The 20,281-nt window shown below is 47.5% G+C and carries 20 protein-coding genes, 3 tRNA genes and 1 pseudogene; 17 read left to right on the top strand and 7 right to left on the bottom strand.

From position 1 onward, the window contains the following. Positions 1-5: 5 nt before the first annotated feature. From fliT to fliD, 3 genes are read right to left on the bottom strand one after another with little or no spacing between them, the layout of a single operon-like run. Complete coding sequence (fliT, locus tag QUE34_RS11885) at positions 6-371, bottom strand: flagella biosynthesis regulatory protein FliT (protein ID WP_001015026.1); 366 nt, start codon at positions 369-371, stop codon at positions 6-8. Then, on the bottom strand, positions 371-781 hold the full coding sequence (gene fliS, locus QUE34_RS11880) for a flagellar export chaperone FliS (protein WP_000270663.1): 411 nt from the start codon (positions 779-781) through the stop codon (positions 371-373). The genes fliT and fliS overlap by 1 nt, the downstream gene beginning before the upstream one ends. Positions 782-805: 24 nt before the next feature. Further along, positions 806-2,212, bottom strand: coding sequence for a flagellar filament capping protein FliD (gene fliD, locus QUE34_RS11875; protein WP_032303262.1), 1,407 nt, complete (start codon positions 2,210-2,212; stop codon positions 806-808). 265 nt (positions 2,213-2,477) lie between these two features. Here fliD and QUE34_RS11870 point away from each other — a divergent pair, with 265 nt between their 5' ends. The 8 genes from QUE34_RS11870 to sdiA all read left to right on the top strand — a co-directional run bounded on the left by QUE34_RS11870 (position 2,478) and on the right by sdiA (position 10,182). Continuing rightward, positions 2,478-4,184 carry a FliC/FljB family flagellin gene (locus QUE34_RS11870; RefSeq protein WP_000079725.1) on the top strand — a complete coding sequence of 569 codons (1,707 nt, stop codon included), beginning with the start codon at positions 2,478-2,480 and terminating at the stop codon, positions 4,182-4,184. 318 nt (positions 4,185-4,502) lie between these two features. Beyond that, positions 4,503-5,222: an RNA polymerase sigma factor FliA gene (gene fliA, locus QUE34_RS11865; RefSeq protein ID WP_001087467.1), complete on the top strand. Its 720-nt coding sequence runs from the start codon at positions 4,503-4,505 to the stop codon at positions 5,220-5,222. 45 nt (positions 5,223-5,267) lie between these two features. Beyond that, positions 5,268-5,819, top strand: coding sequence for a flagella biosynthesis regulatory protein FliZ (gene fliZ / locus QUE34_RS11860; RefSeq protein ID WP_032303260.1), 552 nt, complete (start codon positions 5,268-5,270; stop codon positions 5,817-5,819). Positions 5,820-5,906: 87 nt separating this feature from the next. After that, entirely contained in the window at positions 5,907-6,707 is an 801-nt protein-coding gene (gene tcyJ, locus QUE34_RS11855) for a cystine ABC transporter substrate-binding protein (protein ID WP_001353139.1), read from the top strand. A 104-nt stretch (positions 6,708-6,811) separates the two neighbouring features. After that, positions 6,812-7,798, top strand: coding sequence for a D-cysteine desulfhydrase (gene dcyD, locus QUE34_RS11850; protein WP_001128215.1), 987 nt, complete (start codon positions 6,812-6,814; stop codon positions 7,796-7,798). A gap of 14 nt (positions 7,799-7,812) precedes the next feature. Continuing rightward, positions 7,813-8,481 carry a cystine ABC transporter permease gene (tcyL, locus tag QUE34_RS11845; RefSeq protein ID WP_001158220.1) on the top strand — a complete coding sequence of 223 codons (669 nt, stop codon included), beginning with the start codon at positions 7,813-7,815 and terminating at the stop codon, positions 8,479-8,481. After that, positions 8,478-9,230: an L-cystine ABC transporter ATP-binding protein TcyN gene (gene tcyN / locus QUE34_RS11840; RefSeq protein WP_105268805.1), complete on the top strand. Its 753-nt coding sequence runs from the start codon at positions 8,478-8,480 to the stop codon at positions 9,228-9,230. The genes tcyL and tcyN overlap by 4 nt, the downstream gene beginning before the upstream one ends. 229 nt (positions 9,231-9,459) lie before the next feature. Beyond that, the gene (gene sdiA / locus QUE34_RS11835; protein ID WP_001154267.1) at positions 9,460-10,182 is read left to right on the top strand and encodes a quorum-sensing transcriptional regulator SdiA; all 723 of its coding nucleotides are present in this window, start codon (positions 9,460-9,462) and stop codon (positions 10,180-10,182) included. Positions 10,183-10,248: 66 nt separating this feature from the next. Here sdiA and yecF read toward each other — a convergent pair whose 3' ends face one another. The 3 genes from yecF to QUE34_RS28445 are packed head-to-tail and all read right to left on the bottom strand — an operon-like array spanning position 10,249 to position 10,790. Next, positions 10,249-10,473, bottom strand: coding sequence for a DUF2594 family protein YecF (gene yecF / locus QUE34_RS11830; RefSeq protein ID WP_000106474.1), 225 nt, complete (start codon positions 10,471-10,473; stop codon positions 10,249-10,251). Continuing rightward, entirely contained in the window at positions 10,460-10,636 is a 177-nt protein-coding gene (gene yecU, locus QUE34_RS11825; RefSeq protein ID WP_001302050.1) for a protein YecU, read from the bottom strand. The genes yecF and yecU overlap by 14 nt, the downstream gene beginning before the upstream one ends. A gap of 37 nt (positions 10,637-10,673) precedes the next feature. Beyond that, a complete protein-coding gene (locus QUE34_RS28445; RefSeq protein ID WP_001302039.1) occupies positions 10,674-10,790 on the bottom strand; it encodes a hypothetical protein in 117 nt (38 codons plus the stop codon). Between the two features lie 141 nt (positions 10,791-10,931). On the opposite strand from QUE34_RS28445, the gene uvrY reads away from it, so the two are divergent. From uvrY to tnpA, 7 genes are all read left to right on the top strand, one after another. Then, a complete protein-coding gene (gene uvrY, locus QUE34_RS11820) occupies positions 10,932-11,588 on the top strand; it encodes a UvrY/SirA/GacA family response regulator transcription factor (protein ID WP_000611328.1) in 657 nt (218 codons plus the stop codon). Further along, positions 11,585-13,417 (top strand): excinuclease ABC subunit UvrC, encoded by a 1,833-nt coding sequence (gene uvrC, locus QUE34_RS11815; RefSeq protein ID WP_001283421.1) that lies wholly within the window; start codon positions 11,585-11,587, stop codon positions 13,415-13,417. Before uvrY ends, uvrC begins: the two co-directional genes overlap by 4 nt. A gap of 56 nt (positions 13,418-13,473) precedes the next feature. After that, positions 13,474-14,022, top strand: coding sequence for a CDP-diacylglycerol--glycerol-3-phosphate 3-phosphatidyltransferase (gene pgsA, locus QUE34_RS11810; RefSeq protein WP_001160187.1), 549 nt, complete (start codon positions 13,474-13,476; stop codon positions 14,020-14,022). A gap of 151 nt (positions 14,023-14,173) precedes the next feature. After that, positions 14,174-14,249, top strand: a tRNA-Gly gene (locus QUE34_RS11805). 53 nt (positions 14,250-14,302) lie between these two features. Continuing rightward, positions 14,303-14,376: transfer RNA gene (locus QUE34_RS11800), tRNA-Cys, on the top strand. A gap of 12 nt (positions 14,377-14,388) precedes the next feature. Continuing rightward, positions 14,389-14,475: transfer RNA gene (locus QUE34_RS11795), tRNA-Leu, on the top strand. Positions 14,476-14,685: 210 nt separating this feature from the next. Beyond that, positions 14,686-15,144: an IS200/IS605 family transposase gene (tnpA, locus tag QUE34_RS11790; RefSeq protein WP_000502112.1), complete on the top strand. Its 459-nt coding sequence runs from the start codon at positions 14,686-14,688 to the stop codon at positions 15,142-15,144. Between the two features lie 399 nt (positions 15,145-15,543). Here the strand turns inward: tnpA and QUE34_RS11785 are convergent. Continuing rightward, a pseudogene (locus QUE34_RS11785) lies at positions 15,544-15,764 on the bottom strand (hypothetical protein); the annotation flags it as partial. An 85-nt stretch (positions 15,765-15,849) separates the two neighbouring features. Between QUE34_RS11785 and QUE34_RS11780 the strand changes: the two are divergent. Together QUE34_RS11780 and QUE34_RS11775 are read left to right on the top strand one after the other, a co-directional pair. Then, positions 15,850-17,607, top strand: coding sequence for a DUF262 domain-containing protein (locus QUE34_RS11780; protein WP_032303238.1), 1,758 nt, complete (start codon positions 15,850-15,852; stop codon positions 17,605-17,607). After that, positions 17,600-20,113, top strand: a complete 2,514-nt coding sequence (locus QUE34_RS11775; protein WP_032303237.1) for a DUF262 domain-containing protein — start codon at positions 17,600-17,602, stop codon at positions 20,111-20,113. The genes QUE34_RS11780 and QUE34_RS11775 overlap by 8 nt, the downstream gene beginning before the upstream one ends. Positions 20,114-20,281: the final 168 nt, after the last annotated feature.

Genomic DNA, 20,281 nt, shown 5'->3' with positions numbered 1-20,281 from the left:
AAGATTCAAAAGAGGTTATCCTGCGGAGCCAGCACAAAGCCGCCCTGATCGCCATAGGCACTTAACACCGATTTTTGCACCGATGACTGACCGACCAGTTTCGCCAGTTCATCCATCCGAATCTGCAATAACTGCTTTACCCTGCTTTCGTTGTCGAGAATCAGGCGCAGCATCGGGCGGAGTTGCTCCTGCATCGTGGTGGACGGATCAATCTCTTCAGTCAGATGTGCAATCTCCTGCACCGCATTCACATACGCCATTTCGCTGGCGATGAGTTCGTCCCATTGTTCTTCCGTTGCCAGGCGTAACATGAGCTGGCTTTTTTCGACGAGTTGTTGCCAGGCGAAATACAAATGCGGTGCATGGTTCATCAGACTGGGTCCTGAATCAAAGAAGGGGAGAGTAACGACTCTTTCCAGGCATCGGCAATATTACGCATTAATGCTTCCACTTCTTCGACTGCGGAGACATCGTTGCGTAAATTGGCTTGCAGCAAGCGCCTGACCATATAGCTATAAAGAGCAATCAAGTTTTGGGTTAGTTCGTCTTTGCTCTCTTCATCAAGACTCACCCGCAGCCCGTTCTCAATGATGTTGATCGCTTTTGACAAAGAGACGCCTTTGCCTTGCTGATTGTTGTCCTGCATAAACAGGCGCGCTCTAACCAGTGCGCTCAGCACTCCATCAAATAGCATGGTGACCAGCTGTTGCTGGCTGGCGCTCATTACGGCGCTTTCGACGCCAATTTGTGCATAGGCCTGGGTGCCTTTTGCCGCGTACATGACCTGTCTCCCGATGAATATTGATTACTTGGAATTACTGTTGTTTTCGAACTGCTGCGTTAAGTAGCTGCTGGTGCTGTTTAACGAGGTCATTAAAACGTCCAGTTGGGTAAATTGTTCTTTGTAGCGAGCGACCTGCGCATCAATGCGATCGCTGGCGGCGTTGTAGTCTTTAGTTAACTTATTCAGGGTCTTACTAACGCCATCGGTAGCGGCTTTAATAATGCCCGTTGTCGAAAGCCAACTGGTCAGGTTGCTGCCGATGGTGGTCGTGATGCCGGTTTTTTTACCATCGCCAACAATCAATGCACCTACGCCGCTGGCATCTTTTTTCAATGCAGCGGTGAGTTTGTCGGCATCCAGTTCCAGTTTGCCATCGCTGGGATCGGTCGTGATACCAATCTGCGCCAATGTTTTATAATTGGAAGAACTAACGGTATTACTCAGCATCGATTTCAACTGCGTCTGAATCGTCCGCAACGTGGAGTCGCCGAGCAGTGCGCCATTGCTAGAACTCTGGCTATCAGCTCCCGCATCTACGGCGGTGTATTTGGTCAGGCTGCTGAAGGTATCTATTAGCGAGTTATAGGCATTCACCCAGTCTTTAATCGCCGTTTGCGCTTTGGAGGTGTCCTGAGTGATGGTTAGCGTCTGGTTGCCCGTGGTGACATCGTTCAGGTTCAGGGTGATGTTTTCCAGCGCGTCGCTGATTGTGTTGTTGCTGTTCTCAATGGCGACGTTGTTGACCGTCAGCTGCGCATTCTGGGCGGCGACCGAGACCTCCATACCGTTGCTGCTGGCACTGGCGTCATAGCCCATAAAACTTTGTAGCGCATCATCACCGCTGACCGAGAGTGTCATCGCATTATCAAGGCCGGTGTCATTTGATGTGACTGACAGACGATATTCACCGTTACCCACGTTAATGATGCTTGCGCTTACGCCTGCTTTTGCGTTGTTGATGGCATCACGGATCCCGCTTAACGATGAGTTAGCCGCGCTGATATCAATGGTAATCGGATCTTTGTCGCCGCCTTGTTGAATGGTGAGTTTGCTGTCGCTAGTGGCGATCGCCGTTTTCGTATCGTCTCTGGTGGTGCGCGTGGTCAGGGTTTGCGCCTGCGCCAGATGGCTGACGCTGATGGTGTATTTCCCGGCGATGGCGTTACCCGCGGTGGTGGCACTGAACGCGGTGGTGCTGCTGGTAGTGCTGGTGGCGGAAAAAAGATCGGCTTTAGACAATGCAGTATTGGCGGTCTGGAAAGTCGTCAACGCGCTTTTCAGCGTACCGTAGGCGCTAAGTTTAGCGGTAAACGACGATTGCTGATTTGAAATAGGGGTTAGCGTCGCTTTTTGCGCGGCGGTGAGGCTATCGAGGATTGAACTTAAATCCAGACCTGACCCGACTCCCAGCGATGAAATACTTGCCATGCGATTTCCTTTTATCTTTCGACACGTAAAACGAATACCGGGGTTATCGGCCTGAATTGCGCAAAGTTTACGTTTAATTGTTTTTTTTAATAGCGGGAATAAGGGGCAGAGAAAAGAGTATTTCGGCGATTAACAAAAAATGGCTGTTTGTGAAAAAAATTCTAAAGGTTGTTTTACGACAGACGATAACAGGGTTGACGGCGATTGAGCCGACGGGTGGAAACCCAATACGTAATCAACGACTTGCAATATAGGATAACGAATCATGGCACAAGTCATTAATACCAACAGCCTCTCGCTGATCACTCAAAATAATATCAACAAGAACCAGTCTGCGCTGTCGAGTTCTATCGAGCGTCTGTCTTCTGGCTTGCGTATTAACAGCGCGAAGGATGACGCAGCGGGTCAGGCGATTGCTAACCGTTTTACTTCTAACATTAAAGGCCTGACTCAGGCTGCACGTAACGCCAACGACGGTATTTCTGTTGCGCAGACCACTGAAGGCGCGCTGTCCGAAATCAACAACAACTTACAGCGTATTCGTGAACTGACGGTTCAGGCCACTACAGGGACTAACTCCGATTCTGACCTGGACTCCATCCAGGACGAAATCAAATCCCGTCTCGACGAAATTGACCGCGTATCCGGCCAGACCCAGTTCAACGGCGTGAACGTACTGGCAAAAGACGGTTCGATGAAAATTCAGGTTGGTGCGAATGACGGCCAGACTATCACTATTGATCTGAAGAAAATTGACTCTGATACGCTGGGGCTGAATGGGTTTAACGTTAACGGCAAAGGTACTATTGCGAACAAAGCTGCTACAGTCAGCGATCTGACCGCTGCTGGTGCAACGGGAACAGGTCCTTATGCTGTGACCACAAACAATACAGCTCTCAGCGCTAGCGATGCACTGTCTCGCCTGAAAACCGGAGATACAGTTACTACTACTGGCTCGAGTGCTGCGACCTATACTTATGATGCGGCTAAAGGGAACTTCACCACTCAAGCAACAGTTGCAGATGGTGATGTTGTTAACTTTGCAAATACTCTGAAACCAGCGGCTGGCACTACTGCATCAGGTGTTTATACTCGTAGTACTGGTGATGTGAAGTTTGATGTAGATGCTAATGGCGATGTGACCATCGGTGGTAAAGCCGCGTACCTGGACGCCACTGGTAACCTATCTACAAACAACGCCGGCATTGCATCTTCAGCGAAATTGTCCGATCTGTTTGCTAGCGGTAGTACTTTAGCGACAACTGGTTCTATCCAGCTGTCTGGCACAACTTATAACTTTGGTGCTGCGGCAACTTCTGGCGTAACCTACACCAAAACGGTAAGTGCTGATACTGTTCTGAGCACAGTACAGAGTGCTGCAACGGCTAACACAGCAGTTACTGGTGCGACAATTAAGTATAATACAGGTATTCAGTCTGCAACTGCGTCTTTCGGTGGTGCGAATACTAATGGTGCTGGTAATTCGAATGACACCTATACTGATGCAGACAAAGAGCTCACCACAACCGCATCTTACACTATCAACTACAACGTCGATAAGGATACCGGTACAGTAACTGTAGCTTCAAATGGCGCAGGTGCAACTGGTAAATTTGCAGCTACTGTTGGGGCACAGGCTTATGTTAACTCTACAGGTAAACTGACCACTGAAACCACCAGTGCAGGCACTGCAACCAAAGATCCTCTGGCTGCCCTGGACGACGCTATCAGCTCCATCGACAAATTCCGTTCATCCCTGGGTGCTATCCAGAACCGTCTGGATTCTGCGGTGACTAACCTGAACAACACCACTACCAACCTGTCTGAAGCGCAGTCCCGTATTCAGGACGCCGACTATGCGACCGAAGTGTCCAACATGTCGAAAGCGCAGATCATCCAGCAGGCCGGTAACTCCGTGCTGGCAAAAGCTAACCAGGTACCGCAGCAGGTTCTGTCTCTGCTGCAGGGTTAATCGTCGTAACCTGATTAACTGAGACTGACGGCAACGCCAAATTGCCTGATGCGCTGCGCTTATCAGGCCTACAAGGTGAATTGCAATTTATTGAATTTGCATATTTTTGTAGGCCAGATAAGGCGTTCACGCCGCATCCGGCAACATGAAGCGTAATTTGTCAGCAACGTGTTCCCCGCCACCGGCGGGGTTTTTTCAGTCCGCAATTTACCGGTAACCCTCAAATAACCCCTCATTTCACCCACTAATCGTCCGATTAAAAACCCTGCAGAAACGGATAATCATGCCGATAACTCATATAACGCAGGGCTGTTTATCGTGAATTCACTCTATACCGCTGAAGGTGTAATGGATAAACACTCGCTGTGGCAGCGTTATGTCCCGCTGGTGCGTCACGAAGCATTGCGCCTGCAGGTTCGACTGCCCGCGAGCGTGGAACTTGACGATCTGCTACAGGCGGGCGGCATTGGGTTACTTAATGCCGTCGAACGCTATGACGCCCTACAAGGAACGGCATTTACAACTTACGCAGTGCAGCGTATCCGTGGCGCTATGCTGGATGAACTTCGCAGCCGTGACTGGGTGCCGCGCAGCGTGCGACGCAACGCGCGTGAAGTGGCACAGGCAATAGGGCAACTGGAGCAGGAACTTGGCCGCAACGCCACGGAAACTGAGGTAGCGGAACGTTTAGGGATCGATATTGCCGACTATCGCCAAATGTTGCTCGACACCAATAACAGCCAGCTCTTCTCCTACGATGAGTGGCGCGAAGAGCACGGCGATAGCATCGAACTGGTTACTGATGATCATCAGCGAGAAAACCCGCTACAACAACTGCTGGACAGTAATCTGCGCCAGCGGGTGATGGAAGCCATCGAAACGTTGCCTGAGCGCGAAAAACTGGTATTAACCCTCTATTACCAGGAAGAGCTGAATCTCAAAGAGATTGGTGCGGTGCTGGAGGTCGGGGAATCGCGGGTCAGTCAGTTACACAGCCAGGCCATTAAACGGTTACGCACTAAACTGGGTAAGTTATAACGTCAGTAAATGCCGCACTTTAACTTTGACTACCAGGAGTTCTTAATGATGGTGCAGCACCTGAAAAGACGGCCATTAAGCCGCTATCTTAAAGACTTTAAACACAGCCAGACCCATTGCGCGCATTGCCGTAAATTACTCGACCGCATTACCCTCGTTCGCGACGGCAAAATAGTGAATAAAATCGAGATTTCCCGCCTGGACATGCTGCTTGATGAAAATGGCTGGCAAGTGGAACAAAAATCATGGGCGGCATTGTGCCGATTCTGCGGTGATTTACATTGCAAAACACAGAGTGATTTTTTCGATATTATCGGCTTTAAGCAATTTCTTTTTGAGCAAACTGAAATGAGCCCAGGTACGGTGCGTGAATATGTCGTTCGTCTGCGCCGTTTGGGGAATCATCTACACGAGCAAAATATTTCCCTCGAACAGCTGCAGGGTGGTTTCCTTGATGAAATCCTCGCCCCGTGGCTGCCCACCACCAGCACCAACAATTACCGCATCGCATTACGGAAGTATCAACACTATCAGCGTCAAACGTGTACCGGACTTGTGCAGAAATCCTCCAGCCTGCCTGCTTCTGATATATATTAAATAAGAATAAGATGTAGCGGAGTTGTTTTTGTGTTTACAAACAATGGCTCTACACTGCAAACAGACATAACAACATTCGGGGTGAATATGAAATTAGCACATCTGGGACGTCAGGCATTGATGGGTGTGATGGCCGTGGCGCTGGTTGCGGGCATGAGCGTTAAAAGTTTTGCAGATGAAGGTCTGCTTAATAAAGTTAAAGAGCGCGGTACGCTGCTCGTAGGGCTGGAAGGAACTTATCCGCCGTTCAGTTTTCAGGGGGATGACGGCAAATTAACCGGTTTTGAAGTGGAATTCGCCCAACAGCTGGCAAAACATCTTGGCGTTGAGGCGTCACTAAAACCGACCAAATGGGACGGTATGCTGGCGTCGCTGGACTCTAAACGCATTGATGTGGTGATTAACCAGGTCACTATTTCTGACGAGCGCAAGAAAAAATACGATTTCTCTACCCCGTACACCATTTCCGGTATTCAGGCGCTGGTGAAAAAAGGTAACGAAGGCAGCATTAAAACGGCTGATGATCTGAAAGGCAAAAAAGTGGGTGTCGGTCTGGGCACCAACTATGAAGAGTGGCTGCGTCAGAATGTTCAGGGCGTCGATGTGCGTACCTATGATGATGACCCGACCAAATATCAGGATCTGCGCGTAGGCCGTATCGATGCGATCCTCGTTGACCGTCTGGCTGCGCTGGATCTGGTGAAGAAAACCAACGATACGCTGGCAGTAACCGGTGAAGCATTCTCCCGTCAGGAGTCTGGCGTAGCGCTGCGTAAAGGAAATGAAGACCTGCTGAAAGCGGTGAATGATGCAATTGCGGAAATGCAAAAAGATGGCACTCTGCAAGCCCTTTCTGAAAAATGGTTTGGTGCTGATGTGACCAAATAATCAGCATAATGACAAAAAAGGGCGCTTTCACTAGCGCCTTTTTTATTTACGCGTTTTCAGCGTGCATAATAAGAAAATCACAACAACACACATCGGAGGCTGTTATGCCACTGCATAATTTAACCCGTTTTCCACGGTTGGAGTTTATCGGCGCGCCAACGCCGCTCGAATATCTGCCGCGCTTTTCTGATTATCTTGGACGGGAAATTTTCATCAAACGGGATGACGTCACACCCATGGCAATGGGCGGCAATAAATTACGTAAGCTGGAATTTCTTGCGGCAGATGCTCTGCGCGAAGGTGCCGATACGCTGATTACTGCCGGGGCGATCCAGTCTAACCATGTGCGCCAGACTGCCGCAGTCGCTGCGAAACTCGGTCTGCACTGCGTGGCGCTGCTGGAAAATCCTATTGGCACAACCGCAGAAAACTATTTAACCAACGGCAATCGTTTGTTGCTGGATCTGTTCAATACCCAGATTGAAATGTGCGACGCACTGACCGATCCCAATGCCCAACTGGAGGAGCTGGCGACGCGAGTCGAAGCACAAGGCTTTCGCCCGTATGTCATTCCGGTTGGCGGTTCTAATGCTTTGGGTGCGCTGGGTTATGTGGAGAGTGCGCTGGAAATCGCGCAACAGTGTGAAGGGGCGGTTAATATTTCGTCGGTGGTGGTCGCATCGGGCAGTGCCGGAACTCACGCCGGACTGGCTGTTGGGCTGGAACACCTGATGCCTGAAAGCGAACTGATTGGCGTGACCGTGTCGCGTTCCGTTGCCGATCAATTGCCGAAAGTGGTTAACCTCCAACAGGCGATTGCGAAAGAACTGGAGCTGACCGCATCAGCGGAAATTTTACTCTGGGATGACTATTTTGCACCTGGCTACGGCGTGCCGAACGACGAAGGCATGGAAGCAGTGAAATTGCTGGCGCGGCTGGAAGGCATTCTGCTTGATCCTGTGTATACCGGAAAAGCGATGGCGGGGCTGATTGACGGTATCAGTCAGAAACGCTTCAAAGATGAAGGGCCGATTCTGTTTATTCATACCGGCGGCGCGCCTGCGCTGTTCGCCTATCATCCCCACGTTTAGCTCCGGAAACGCTCATGCAAGAAAGTATACAACTGGTTATTGATTCCTTGCCGTTCCTGCTGAAAGGGGCTGGGTATACGCTGCAACTCAGTATCGGCGGCATGTTTTTTGGCTTACTGCTAGGGTTTATTCTCGCGCTGATGCGCCTTTCGCCAATCTGGCCCGTGCGCTGGCTGGCGCGTTTTTATATCTCTATTTTTCGTGGTACGCCACTCATCGCACAACTGTTTATGATCTATTACGGCTTGCCGCAGTTTGGCATCGAACTAGATCCCATTCCGTCAGCAATGATTGGTCTGTCGCTAAACACTGCCGCCTATGCTGCCGAAACGCTGCGCGCCGCCATTTCTTCTATTGATAAAGGTCAGTGGGAAGCTGCTGCCAGTATTGGTATGACGCCGTGGCAAACCATGCGTCGCGCGATTTTGCCGCAGGCGGCGCGGGTGGCGTTGCCGCCACTGTCGAACAGCTTTATCAGCCTGGTAAAAGATACATCGCTGGCCGCGACAATCCAGGTGCCGGAGCTGTTCCGTCAGGCGCAGTTGATTACCTCGCGTACGCTGGAGGTGTTCACCATGTACCTGGCGGCTTCGCTCATCTACTGGATCATGGCGACAGTGTTATCGACGTTGCAGAACCATTTTGAGAATCAACTTAATCGCCAGGAGAGAGAACCAAAATGAGTGCCATTGAAGTTAAGAACCTGGTGAAAAAATTCCACGGTCAGACGGTGCTGCACGGTATCGACCTTGAGGTGAAGCCTGGCGAAGTAGTGGCAATTATCGGTCCGAGTGGTTCCGGCAAAACCACGTTGCTACGCAGCATAAATCTGCTGGAACAACCGGAAGCGGGAACCATCACCGTTGGCGATATCACCATTGATACTGCACGTTCATTAAGTCAGCAAAAATCGCTGATTCGCCAGTTGCGTCAGCACGTCGGGTTTGTCTTCCAGAACTTTAATTTGTTTCCGCATCGTACGGTGCTGGAAAACATTATTGAAGGGCTGGTGATCGTCAAAGGCGAACCGAAAGAAGAGGCCACGGCGCGCGCTCGCGAGCTGTTGGCGAAAGTTGGGCTGGCCGGTAAAGAAACCAGCTATCCACGTCGTTTGTCTGGCGGTCAACAGCAGCGTGTCGCGATTGCGCGAGCGCTGGCTATGCGTCCTGAGGTGATTTTGTTTGACGAGCCAACGTCGGCGCTGGATCCAGAGCTGGTGGGCGAAGTCCTGAACACCATCCGTCAGCTGGCGCAGGAAAAGCGCACGATGGTGATTGTGACGCACGAAATGAGCTTTGCCCGGGATGTTGCGGACCGGGCGATCTTTATGGACCAGGGGCGGATAGTCGAGCAGAGGGCCGCAAAAGCGTTATTTGCCGATCCTCAGCTGCCTCGCACCCGCCAGTTCCTCGAGAAGTTTCTGCTGCAATAATAAGAAAAAATCAGCCCCGACGATTTACCAGTCGGGGCGGGACGCCACTTCAAACGTGATAAAACTGCTTAACAAATCAGCATAACTCATTAATAACATAAGAGAATGCGATGGCTTGCAAAAGTAATTCATTGTCTGAATAATATAAATTATATATAAATCTTATTTATGTGATAGTTTGAATTATCATTATAAATGATACTCACTCTCAGGGGCGTTGCGGTTTACTATGCAGGATACGGATTTTTTCAGCTGGCGTCGCACGATGCTGTTGCGTTTTCAGAGGATGGAGGCCGCAGAAGAGGTCTACCATGAAATAGAGCTTCAGGCTCAGCAGCTGGAGTACGATTACTATTCGTTATGTGTTCGCCACCCGGTACCATTCACGCGACCTAAAGTAGCTTTCTACACCAATTACCCTGAGGCGTGGGTGAGTTATTATCAGGCAAAAAACTTTCTCGCAATTGATCCTGTGCTGAACCCTGAAAACTTTAGTCAGGGCCATTTAATGTGGAATGATGACTTATTCAGCGAAGCACAGCCGTTATGGGAAGCCGCGCGCGCACACGGTTTACGCCGTGGTGTCACCCAGTATTTAATGCTGCCAAACCGGGCGCTGGGCTTTTTGTCCTTTTCCCGTTGCAGCGCGCGCGAAATACCCATTCTTAGTGATGAACTGCAATTAAAAATGCAGTTACTGGTGCGCGAAAGTCTGATGGCTCTGATGCGTTTAAATGATGAAATAGTGATGACGCCAGAGATGAATTTCAGCAAGCGCGAAAAAGAAATTCTGAAATGGACGGCGGAAGGGAAGACATCAGCAGAGATAGCGATGATTTTGTCAATCTCTGAGAATACGGTCAATTTCCATCAGAAAAACATGCAGAAAAAAATCAATGCACCGAATAAGACCCAGGTTGCCTGTTACGCGGCCGCTACTGGCTTAATTTGATCGCTTTTCTTTCTGCGTGCCAGATGCAAAAACCGGCTGAAAGGCACGCTCTCAGCCGGTTTTATATTACTGACGGTAGGCTTGTTTAATTTGCTTAACCGTTTTGGAAAATACTGCAGCCTGGGTTTCGTCTTCGATCAGCGCAAGCTGTTTTTCCATCTTTAACATCACGCGGCCCGCGTCAGCTTGTCCCATCGCCTGCAGCATCAGCGTCAGCATCGCTTTCAGGCAGGAGACTTCATTTGCCAGTTCTTGATTATTCTCGGCAGTAGAAAAATCAGGCGTACTCATTTATTTTCCTCGTCATGTTGCAATGAAAATTTGCGGTGAAAAATGTTAAGGCGGCGGAGTATACCATAAGCTTTGCTAAAAATAGCAGTGGTTGTTTTTTGAGCGTGCCGTCAACGGTGCTATTAAATGCGTTAATATAATGACCAATAAATATTTTTATCATGAATGTTTTTTGCCCGTATTGTTCGGGTTAATTAATGTTACATATTCAGCGGGCTGATTTTCATTTTTGCTGAATAAAGGTAATTTTTGTCACATTTCGTCGCAGGGCTTACTGTGAAACGATCCGGTAAGCCGTTGGTGACGGGCGTGACCATAACTGTGGACAATCGAATTGACAAAAACGAGAGAAAAATCGAATACCCACCATTTTTAACGTTTCAAAGTTGCAATAAAAACCGCTAATATACGAATGACTAACTATCAGTAGCGTTATCCCTATTTCTGGAGATATTCCTTTGATCAACGTTCTACTTGTTGATGACCACGAACTGGTGCGCGCAGGGATACGACGCATTCTGGAAGATATAAAGGGTATAAAAGTCGTCGGTGAGGCATCGTGCGGTGAAGACGCCGTTAAGTGGTGCCGGGCAAATGCCGTTGACGTGGTGCTAATGGACATGAGTATGCCGGGCATTGGCGGTCTTGAGGCGACGCGTAAAATCGCGCGTTCCACAGCTGATGTGAAAATCATCATGCTTACGGTCCATACAGAAAACCCTTTACCAGCGAAAGTCATGCAGGCCGGTGCTGCGGGCTACCTCAGCAAAGGCGCGGCTCCGCAGGAAGTCGTGAGTGCGATCCGTTCTGTCTATTCAGGGCAGCGTTACATTGCTTCTGACATCGCTCAACAAATGGCGTTAAGCCAGATCGAACCAGAAAAAACAGAAAGCCCATTTGCCAGTTTGTCTGAACGTGAATTGCAGATTATGCTGATGATCACCAAGGGCCAGAAGGTCAATGAGATCTCAGAACAGCTCAATCTCAGTCCGAAAACGGTGAACAGCTACCGCTATCGTATGTTCAGTAAACTAAACATTCATGGCGATGTTGAGCTGACTCACCTGGCAATTCGCCATGGTCTGTGTAATGCGGAGACATTATCAAGTCAGTGAGTGATCAGTTTGACGCAAAAGCGTTTTTAAAAACCGTAACCAGCCAGCCAGGCGTTTATCGCATGTACGATGCTGGTGGTACGGTTATCTATGTCGGCAAAGCGAAAGACCTGAAAAAACGGCTTTCCAGCTATTTCCGTAGCAACCTCGCTTCGCGCAAAACCGAAGCGCTGGTCGCCCAGATCCAGCAAATTGATGTAACGGTTACTCATACAGAAACCGAAGCGCTGTTGCTGGAACACAACTACATCAAACTCTATCAGCCGCGTTACAACGTTTTGCTACGCGATGATAAATCTTATCCTTTTATCTTCCTGAGTGGCGATACCCACCCGCGTCTGGCGATGCATCGTGGTGCGAAGCATGCCAAAGGTGAATATTTCGGCCCGTTCCCGAATGGCTATGCCGTACGTGAAACACTGGCGTTACTGCAAAAGATATTCCCCATTCGCCAGTGCGAAAATAGTGTTTATCGCAATCGCTCGCGTCCGTGTCTGCAATATCAGATAGGGCGCTGTCTGGGACCGTGCGTTGAAGGACTGGTGAGTGAAGAAGAATACGCTCAGCAGGTCGAGTATGTGCGCCTGTTTTTGTCTGGCAAAGATGATCAGGTGCTTACGCAACTCATTAGCCGTATGGAAACTGCCAGCCAGAATCTGGAGTTTGAAGAAGCGGCACGTATTCGCGACCAAATTCAGGCGGTGCGACGCGTCACCGAAAAACAGTTTGTGTCCAATACCGGCGACGACCTTGACGTTATTGGTGTGGCGTTCGATGCGGGCATGGCTTGTGTCCACGTATTGTTCATTCGTCAGGGTAAAGTGCTCGGCAGCCGCAGCTATTTCCCGAAAGTGCCGGGCGGTACGGAACTGAGCGAGGTGGTGGAAACCTTCGTAGGTCAGTTCTATTTACAAGGCAGCCAGATGCGCACCTTACCGGGTGAGATCCTGCTCGATTTTAATCTTAGCGATAAAACGCTACTCGCCGATTCCCTTTCAGAACTGGCGGGACGCAAGATTAATGTTCAAACTAAACCTCGCGGCGATCGGGCGCGTTATCTGAAACTCGCGCGCACCAATGCGGCGACGGCCTTAACCAGCAAACTTTCGCAGCAATCTACCGTTCACCAGCGACTGACCGCGCTTGCCAGCGTGTTGAAATTGCCGGAAGTGAAGCGGATGGAGTGCTTTGACATCAGCCATACCATGGGTGAACAAACCGTCGCCTCCTGTGTGGTATTTGATGCTAACGGCCCGCTGCGTGCGGAGTATCGGCGTTATAACATTACTGGCATTACGCCGGGCGATGATTATGCGGCGATGAATCAGGTGCTGCGTCGGCGTTATGGTAAAGCCATCGACGACAGTAAGATCCCGGATGTGATCCTTATCGACGGCGGCAAAGGCCAGCTTGCACAGGCGAAAAATGTCTTCGCCGAACTGGATGTCTCATGGGATAAAAATCATCCGCTGCTACTTGGCGTTGCCAAAGGAGCAGATAGGAAGGCTGGGTTGGAAACGCTGTTCTTTGAGCCGGAAGGTGAGGGATTCAGTTTGCCGCCAGATTCTCCCGCGCTGCATGTTATCCAACATATTCGCGACGAATCACACGATCACGCGATTGGCGGGCACCGCAAAAAACGGGCGAAGGTCAAAAATACCAGTTCCCTGGAAACCATTGAAGGCGTCGGGCCAAAACGTCGGCAAATGTTGTTGAAATATATGGGCGGTTTGCAAGGTTTACGTAACGCCAGCGTCGAGGAAATTGCAAAAGTGCCGGGTATTTCGCAAGGTCTGGCAGAAAAGATCTTCTGGTCGTTGAAACATTGATGTCTCTGTAGCAACATAGGGGTAATCTTACTGACAACAGATAGTTACCCGTCATTATGCAATTTAATATTCCTACGTTGCTTACACTGTTCCGTGTCATCCTTATCCCATTCTTTGTATTGGTCTTTTATCTACCTGTCACCTGGTCGCCGTTTGCCGCCGCGCTCATTTTCTGCGTCGCGGCGGTGACTGACTGGTTCGATGGTTTTCTGGCACGCCGCTGGAACCAGAGTACCCGGTTTGGTGCTTTCCTTGACCCTGTAGCAGATAAAGTTCTCGTGGCTATCGCCATGGTGCTGGTAACCGAGCATTATCACAGCTGGTGGGTGACATTACCGGCGGCAACGATGATCGCCCGTGAAATTATTATTTCTGCGCTACGCGAATGGATGGCAGAGTTGGGTAAACGCAGTAGCGTGGCTGTCTCCTGGATTGGGAAAGTGAAAACCACTGCCCAGATGGTAGCGCTGGCCTGGCTGCTGTGGCGTCCGAACATTTGGGTTGAGTACGCCGGTATTGCACTTTTCTTTGTGGCTGCGGTACTGACTCTGTGGTCAATGTTGCAATATTTGAGCGCTGCGCGTGCAGATTTGCTTGATCAGTGATCGTTTCGGCGCAATTTTCAGCAAACGATCAAAAGTGGTGAAAAATATCGTTGACTCATCGCGCCAGGTAAGTAGAATGCAACGCATCGAACGGCGGCACTGATTGCCAGACGATAATAAAATCAAGTGATTAACTGATTGCTTGATGAATGCGGGAATAGCTCAGTTGGTAGAGCACGACCTTGCCAAGGTCGGGGTCGCGAGTTCGAGTCTCGTTTCCCGCTCCAGTTTAAAAGACATCGGCTTAAGCGGATGTCCGGCTGAAAGGCCTGAAGAATTTGGCGCGTTAACAAAGCGGTTATGTAGCGGATTGCAAATCCGTCTAGTCCGGTTCGACTCCGGAACGCGCCTCCACTTTCTTCCCGAGCCCGGATGGTGGAATCGGTAGACACAAGGGATTTAAAATCCCTCGGCGTTCGCGCTGTGCGGGTTCAAGTCCCGCTCCGGGTACCATGGGAAAGATAAGAATAAAATCAAAGCAATAAGCAGTGTCGTGAAACCACCTTCGGGTGGTTTTTTTGTGCACAGAAAACCCCCAGCTAGGCTGGGGGTTCCGGAAAGCTTTCAGCTTTGAGCCAGTTATTAAAACCCCTTTTGATTTGTTAAAACACCTTGCGGTCTGGCAACTGCAAGTGTCAAACAAGAAATCAAAAGGGGGTCCCAATGGGGGACGAAAAGAGCTTAGCGCACACCCGCTGGAACTGTAAATATCACATAGTTTTTGCGCCGAAATACCGAAGACTGGCGTTTTACGGAGAGAAGCGTAGGGCGATAGGCAGTATTTTGAGAAAGCTGTGTGAGTGGAAAAGCGTACGGATTCTGGAAGCAGAGTGCTGCGCAGATCATATCCATATGCTTGTGGAAATCCCACCCAAAATGAGCGTATCCGGCTTTATGGGATATCTGAAAGGGAAAAGCAGTCTGATGCTTTACGAGCAGTTTGGGGATTTGAAATTCAAATACAGAAACAGGGAGTTCTGGTGCCGAGGGTACTATGTCGATACGGTGGGTAAGAACACGGCGAAGATACAGGACTACATAAAGCACCAGCTTGAAGAGGATAAAATGGGGGAGCAGTTATCGATTCCATATCCGGGCAGCCCGTTTACGGGCCGTAAGTAACGAAGTTGAATGCAAATGTCAGATCGTATGCGCCTGTTAGGGCGCGGCTGGTAACAGAGCCTTACAGGCGCATTTGAAAAACCTCCGGCTATGCCGGAGGATATTTATTGTGGCTGAAATTTGAGGGCTGTGTTCACGGCGTTCAATGAAGTGCAATCTCCAGCTTGCCTGTATACATTTTCTCACCACGACTTCAACATAGAGGCCCACGCCGGTTTGTCCGCTTTCTGGTACTGTTCGGGGAAGGGGGCATTACCTGTAATGCCACAATCAGAGGCACTCGGTACAACGTAGCTTAATGCGTTCAATCACCTCATCTCTGGGCTTCTGATGCCCATGTGTAGCTTCTGGATGAGCAATTCAGAAACCAGTCATATTACAGGGCAACTGGAAATGCTACTGCGTGAAGCGGCAACGTGATTTGAAGTTTGTGTCTCCATTGCTTATTACCAAAAATGTTTCTTGTAACGCGCTACAGCATCTTCAACCATCAGCTCAATTGTGACAACCGGTATAAGTCCCAGCACTTGTGATATCCAATTCTTACCATTCAGCGTATTCCAGCCAGCGACTTCACGTCCAACCAACATGATTGGTTGCTGAAGAAATAAAAATGAGTAATCGTGTTGTCAGGCGTATAAGTACGGCTGGTGCTTTGCTAGCATCAAATCCTTCGGTAGCGACAACACGGGAAGTTCAACAACGATGAATATAACTTATCCAACTGAGAAACTTTATCTCAGAAATATCCATGAACTTTTGGGAGAAAATTTCTACATCCCTGCTTATCAGCGGGGATATCGCTGGGGGGCTATCCAGGTGAAAGAACTTCTGGATGATATCTGGGAGTTCAGTCAGCCGCATGGTGGTAATGACTCTGCATTTTACTGTCTCCAGCCGGTGGTTGTGGTTCGAGGAGAAGATTGTTGGCAGGTCGTGGATGGGCAACAAAGGCTAACCACGCTACGTCTTATCCTGCACTTTTTGGAGCAAGAACACCTGAAGCGACCTTTAGCGGATGCCTACAAAAAAAACGTGTATATGTTGAAGTATGAGACCCGATCGGGGTGTGAAGAATTTTTACAGGAGATTCATAAAGCATCCAACTCTGGCAATATTGACTTTTTTCATATGGTCCAAGCATATAAGGCTATTAGAAATTGGTTCTCCGAAAAAGATTATAATGATAACAATAAACTCCTCGCTACTTTACTGGCAAAGTCATCTGAAGAACGGTCTGTAAAGGTTATTTGGTACGATTTAAGTGACGAATGCCTTAACAACGATTATGCAATTGATGTTTTTTCCCGTATCAATATTGGTAAAATACCTTTAACTAATGCTGAGTTGATTAAAGCTCTGTTTTTGCAACGCAGTCATTTCCATAATGACCAGGCAATATTGAAGCAGTTACAAATTGCTACAGAATGGGATATTATTGAAAAGAGGTTACAGGAGCCTGCATTCTGGTATTTCATCAGTAATTCAAACAAACACTACCCAACTCGAATTGAATACATCTTCGATTTAATGAAAGGGAAAAAGGCTGGTGACGAGGCATTTTTCACATTCCATAAGTTCCATGAAGATTTCAAGTCTGGTTCGGCTAATATTGATCAGCTGTGGCAAGGAGTTAAGCGTTATTTCCTGAGCTTTGATGAATGGTTCCAGGACAGAGAGTTGTACCATTTTATAGGCTTTCTGGTGGATTGTGGTGAGAAAGTCGCGGATTTAAAAGCTGAGTCAGAACGGGAGAATTCAACGAAAACAGAATTCAAAAAATATTTGCAAGATCGTATTCGTCTCCAGGTCAGGTGCCAGTTAGATGAGCTTTACTATGATGAGCCTGTTATTAAAAAATTGCTATTATTGTTCAATATTCACACTTTGCTATCAACGAGGGAAGCAGACACACGTTTTCCTTTTGACCGCTACAAGCAAGAAAAATGGGATATTGAGCATATTCGGTCACAGACAGATTCTGTCCCTGTTGGGGCTGCCCGTAGGGAGTGGCTATCGGACATTGAGGTTTACTTTAGTGGTAGTCGGTTTAAAGTTGATTCTTTAAAAAGAGAACAAGAATTTGCTGCCTTAGCCACCGAACTCCTGAGCCAGGAACATATCGATGCCAAATTCGACAAGCTTTATAATGACGTAGTTAGTTATTTTGGCCAGGATAAAGTGTCCTGGGTAGATGAGTTAGGCAATCTGGCACTACTAGACTCTTCAACCAACCGCAGTTACAAAAATGCCCTGTTTCCAATTAAACGCGCCCGCATCATAGACAACGATAAGCGCGGAGTTTTTATCCCCATTTGTACTAAGAATGTCTTTTTAAAATATTATAGTCAATCTGTGACTGAACTGATTCATTGGTCTGAATCGGATGCAAAATATTATCAGGAAGCAATATTTCAAGCGTTGAAAGATTATTTGCCTGAACAAGGAAAAAATAATGAATGATATAAAAATCGATTCGCGTTCGGGTGAACGACTCAGTTTTTACCAGTTGTTTGAACAAAAATATATGCAGGTAGAAATCCCTATAATCCAACGGGATTATGCCCAAGGTCGGACAGAAGTTTCAGAGATAAGAGATACTTTTTTACAAGCATTACATGACTATTTGAAGAAGGGGGAGTCTTTTCAGGATTTGGACTTTATTTACGGTAGCGTGACTAAAAATGATACTGGACGGCATCGTTTCACGCCCTTGGATGGTCAGCAACGATTGACCACCTTATTCTTACTACACTGGTACCTTGCTCAAATTGCAGGTCAGCAAGAATCCTTTCGACGGGTATTAAGTACTGACGGGCATTCCCATTTTACCTATGAAACTCGCAGTAGTTCGAGAGAGTTTTGCAATGCATTAGTTGCTAATGACATAGATTTCTGTGCCTTATTGCTGGAGTCTGGTACTGAGTGTCTGAGTAAGACGATTAAAGACAGAGCGTGGTTCTATTTGTCATGGGTGAGCGACCCTACCATAAGTTCAATGCTGACGATGCTGGATGCGATTCACCTTAACTTTTCCGAAAATCCAGATTACTTTGATAAACTGATCGACAAAGACAATCCAGTAATCACATTTCGATTCCTGAACCTTGCTGAATTTAAACTCACGGATGATCTGTATATCAAAATGAATGCCCGAGGCAAGCCTCTGACTGGCTTTGAAAACTTTAAGGCAAGGCTGGAAAAAACTATTAAGTCATTTACCGGAGAGTGGCCGGAATATCGATTAAGCTTCAAAGATACGCCTGCGTCTGGCTATGAGTACTTCATTCACAAGATAGATACGGATTGGGCTGACTTGTTCTGGTGTTACCGAAATGCTGTGACAAAAGATGATTCTTTTGATGATGAGTTAATGAATTTTATTTCCATATGCATAGCCAATTTTCTGTTACTACAAGATGCAGACGGTAGATATAGCTTGCAAAAGCAACTGTTCGGATCTGGCGGTAAAATTAGCTCGTTATCCTTTGTCGATTATGAACAATATGGATATTTGTCACAACCACTGATAATTGATTTGATTGTACGGTTGGATCTATTGCGAGGTCATACCAATTCATGTACTGGTGTGGCTAAATACATGGAAAATAATAGGTATTACGATGAGGTGGCTGTATTTAAAAAGATTATCCTCAATAGCTCAAATTTTTCTGAAAAGCTAAGGTTTCATGCTTTTTACGCGGCTTTGGCAAATGGCAAGAGGGGGCCAGAGTTAGCTTCCTGGATGCGGGTTGTATTCAATCTTACGGAGAATACAATTTTTAATACTGTAGATGATTATCATAAAGCATTGTTGTCTATTAATGAATTGTCCCAAAGAGATGACACTGTGCTAAATTTGCTCATTCACGATGTAACGATAAAAGGTTTTCTTGCGGTTCAGGTATTTGAAGAAAAACTGAAAGCTCACCTTTTGATAAAATCTTCTGAGTGGAAAACAGCCATTCTTGAACTTGAAAACCACGAGTACTTCAGGGGCCAAATAGGTTTCGCATTAAATTTTAGCGGCATTGTTGACTACTTTAACTGTCATGGAAACGTTGACTGGATTGATGCGAAGGAAAACTATTTTGTACGTTTCAAACACTATGCGGATAGTAGTTCTGCAGTATTCAGTGCCATAGGACAAAGTTCTGAAGCATTAGGTTTTGCATGGGAGCGTGCTGTACTTTCAAAAGGTGATTATCTTACCCCGACAACTGCGGATAGATTTAACCTTCTCAGTTCACGTACTAATAAAAATAATGTTGACCGTGATCATTCCTGGCGGCGTCTGTTGCGGCAAGAATCAAACACTTCATGGAAGACACGGCAACAATATGTTAAGGCAGTGCTGGATGATCCGGCTTTTGACATGTGTGATTTAAAAGCTGGATTAGAGAAGATATGCATTAAGGCAGTAAGCGAGCAGCCATTTAACTGGCGTACTATGTTGATTGTGAAACCAGAGTTATTTAGTTTTTGTAATCAGGGGTTTATTGTTAAAAACGCTCACGAAATCGTACTATTACATGAGTCTCAGAGAAATCACTATCAAAGTGAACTTTACTCCAGGTTCTTAGCGCTGGAACTGAAAGATAAAGAACTGAATATAGCCCCTTTCAAGCAAAGTAACTACAATAGTGTACGTAGTGGCGAAGATATATCACTTATAAATTTAAGTGGTTTTTCCCTCGATGAGCAACAGTTTCAAGTGGAAATATTCTACAGTGACGATCAATATAACATATTGTTTTACCGTAATGATGAGACAGCATTATTCTCAGATGAATTGCGGAGCAATATGGAATCCTGTGGGTTTATTGTTCTTGCTGATTCAAAGGATTACAATCCTGAAGATTGGGGGTGTAGTAATGATAATTATGTGTACTTCTGTGAAGAGCCTAATAAAGCATTAACAATAATATCAGACCTTTGCACCCGACTGGCTAAATTAAGTAATGAGTAATAATCTTACCCACGAACAATTGGCACGCACTGAGCGTAATTGCGGTGAGTGAATAGATTCAGTACCCCTTAAGCGCCGTGTGGAGAGCTACACCGAAACACTCGATGAGTTTCAGTCTATGCGCCGTTTCTTTGCTCAAAGTTATCTTTGACTATCTATTTTCTGCTA

This window comes from Escherichia sp. KS167_9B (assembly GCF_030295215.1).
In the GTDB taxonomy this organism is placed as follows: domain Bacteria; phylum Pseudomonadota; class Gammaproteobacteria; order Enterobacterales; family Enterobacteriaceae; genus Escherichia; species Escherichia coli_F.
This window is presented reverse-complemented; position numbering and strand designations above follow the sequence as displayed.